1 protein-coding gene is annotated in these 2,921 nt (G+C 54.1%); it reads left to right on the forward strand.

Annotated features, from left to right (window positions below):
- Positions 1-156 precede the first annotated feature (156 nt).
- Positions 157-2,586 carry a hypothetical protein gene (locus ABZW96_RS37430; protein WP_355081609.1) on the forward strand — a complete coding sequence of 810 codons (2,430 nt, stop codon included), beginning with the start codon at positions 157-159 and terminating at the stop codon, positions 2,584-2,586.
- Positions 2,587-2,921 lie beyond the last annotated feature (335 nt).

Below are 2,921 nucleotides of genomic sequence, written 5' to 3' on the forward strand. Positions count from 1 at the left end.
ACCAGCAGCATCACCGGACACCAGCCGATGATCAACCCGCCACCCCGAGTGGCGGGTTACAGCATCAACCTTCCCGGACGCGGCACTAGCAGTCAAGGTTGAGGCACGTTAATACTATTCTATTCCTATGGGCGTTCAAATGGTATCCATAGGGTTGTGCTTAGCTTCTGGCTGATGGCGTCGCGTAGCGGTTCGTGGCGACAAACTCACTACGGAATGTTTGCCGTGAAGGCTGAAGCGAGCAACCGGAAGATGATGAAGCGCTTCCGGGGGTTCGGAGAAATTTTTGGCTGTAGATCCCCGAAATCTGAAACGCTGGCGCGGCGGCTGAAGAATCATCGGTGGGCGGTTTCCAGTCGTCGAAAGATGGCCGTTTACTCGCTCCTAATACTCACCGTAGTAACTGCCGCTCCGAGCCTTTTGGTTGGAGTCGCGGCGGCGCAGACAGGAAACTTGACACGCCCATCCGGGTCAAACTCTTTGCTCAGTTGGATGGATGTGCGCGACTCATCCGGCGTGAAGCTATCGGATTATTTATTCGTCACGAATCCCGGCGGCGTTCTGGAATCTTGGAAGATTTTTCCGTGGGCGTTGGACCTGCTGATTTTCATCATTTTCATAACTTGTGTGACAACTGCGATATATGTCCTAGGATTTACGCTGAGCTTTCAGTTCCTGGATATTTTCAGTACCGCGTTGAGAGGGTTGGCAGACAATCTCGTAAGCCAGATGGCAACGCCACTTCTTCTTGTAACATCAGTCTCTGTCGGGGCTTTTTGTATAGGCTGGTTAATTATTCGAGGCTTCCACGCCAAGGCGGCCATGCAAGTTGTAACCATGGTCGCGATTGCAATATTTGGACCGATATTCTTGACTGACCCATTGGGGGATATCCTATCGTCAAATGGCCTTCTTGCCAAAGGGCGAGATCTTGGAATTTCTGTGGCGGCTGGCCTCAACGGCAATGATAATCCTAATCCGTCTCGGCTGGTGCCCGCACTTCAAGTGGCAATGGCTGATGGCTTCGGCCGCAAGGGGACACACGAGTGGAATTTTGGTCATCAGATAGATAAGCGACCAGGCTGTGGGGCCGCATGGTCGGCGGGGGTGAAGGCGGGCGATGAGGATCGTGTCAGGAGTGGGTTGAGGGCATGTGGGGATAGTGTTGCGTATGCCCAGACGAATGATCCAACCATGGGTCAAGTCGGAGCAGGACTGTTGCTGCTCGTGGGCGCTGTCGCCTTTCTGGCATTTTCCATCATTTTCTCCTATCGAATTATCGCCGATGCATGTAATACAATTTACCATCTCTTTCGCGCAATATTCGGTTTTGCATCGTTGGGATTTATCCCAGGCCCCACCCAAATCGCTTTGATCCGAGACGTGTGTTACTGCTTGATTTCGGCAGTGCAAATGTGCTTGAACATCATTTTTCTCGGGGCATATCTATCTTTCTTGTCTAATCTTTATCAACAGTCGGGTGAAAATTCTGTTCCCATTTTCTTTTTGGCAGCGATTATCGAGATAGTTGCCATTGTGCAACTGCGGCGAATGAACTTCGGTATAAGCAGGGCGAACGATTGGCTGGCCGGTCGTGTTGCGCTCGCCGCAGAAGGCAGTAGTTCAACACAGAACGCCGGTGGAGTCGCCCTAGGAATGGGCACTGCAGGAGCGAACAACTCGATGTCCGCTATGGGATTTCTTTCTGCAGCCAGCACGATAAGCAACTCGCCGGTAGCAGCGCTGGTCGCAGGACGCCGTAATCCGCTAATGCTCGGCTCACGTGAGGATGAACGCGACCGTCGAAACAAGGCGTGGGGCGCGAGGAATGCGCAGTTGAGAGAAGCTGCGCATGCTAATGTCTATGACCGCGTCGCAGCGGTTGATGACATTCTATACGGAATGAGGGCGTCGGGTTCTCCTATGCATAGTTTGAGGGCTGCGACCTTTGGTGCAGAACGCGCTGTTCACATGGCTGGAGGGACGACAGGCCTCGAAACGGCTCTCCGGGCGGCCGGAATTAGAGGGCCGCACGCATTCCGAATAAGGTCCGCACTCACGGATATCGTGCGAGCCGCAGACGGTGAGGTACTGGCGTCCAAACCCCTCAGGAGTGTCGTCGCTGCTCACCAGTACTTCGAAAGAAATCATATGGATCCAGAGTGGTCGAGATATAGACTGCACGCGCTGGAATCTATGGTTTCGCGATACGTGGATGACTTCTCTTTAGGTGTTTCACTGTCGGAAGATCAAGTCGCCAGAGGTCGCGAATATATGAACAACCCATCCAAGGAAGTCATCGACACGCTTCGCGATGAAACGGAGCAGCAACGTACCCTGGTGGACGCAGATCGGTTGCGAAGTTGGATTTTCAGTGAACATGCTCGCCGAGTACAGGCTGCGACGAGGTGGGTGGCGAACGACCCTTCCAACTTCGAAGCTATCCGTCGGCTCCGAGCAGAAGTCGATAACGCCGCAACGACCGATCAGTGGCACAAAGGCGTGAATACGATCGGATCGATGCTGCTCCCACAACCAGATTCCAGGCTGCGTCCACTTCAAGAGATTCCTGCTGAGTATTTTTGAAAAACTTTTTGTAGAATGCAGACTCTGGTGCGCATGCAGATCTTTTGCGTCTAGGCTCGGGGTAACAGCGGGGTGGAGCGAAGGGGATGGGCTGCCCGGATTCGTTCGGCGGTCAACCAGCTGCGCTGGGAGGAGCCGGATGAGCGGATCGAGGTTGCAGGACGAGCCGTTTCGGATCGCCAGGGTGTTGGTCTGGGCAGCATTTGACAGATCTAATATTGCAACGGCGGTCGGGTGAGTGGGTGTCTTGGTTGTCGGTAGTGGGAGAGGCGGGCTTGGTGTTGGTGTCGGCGGGGTCGGTTCGACCAGGCCTAGATGCGGTGGGTGCAGCGTGT

The sequence above is a fragment of the Nocardia sp. NPDC004168 genome, assembly GCF_040610355.1.
GTDB classification, from domain to species: Bacteria; Actinomycetota; Actinomycetes; order Mycobacteriales; family Mycobacteriaceae; genus Nocardia; species Nocardia sichangensis.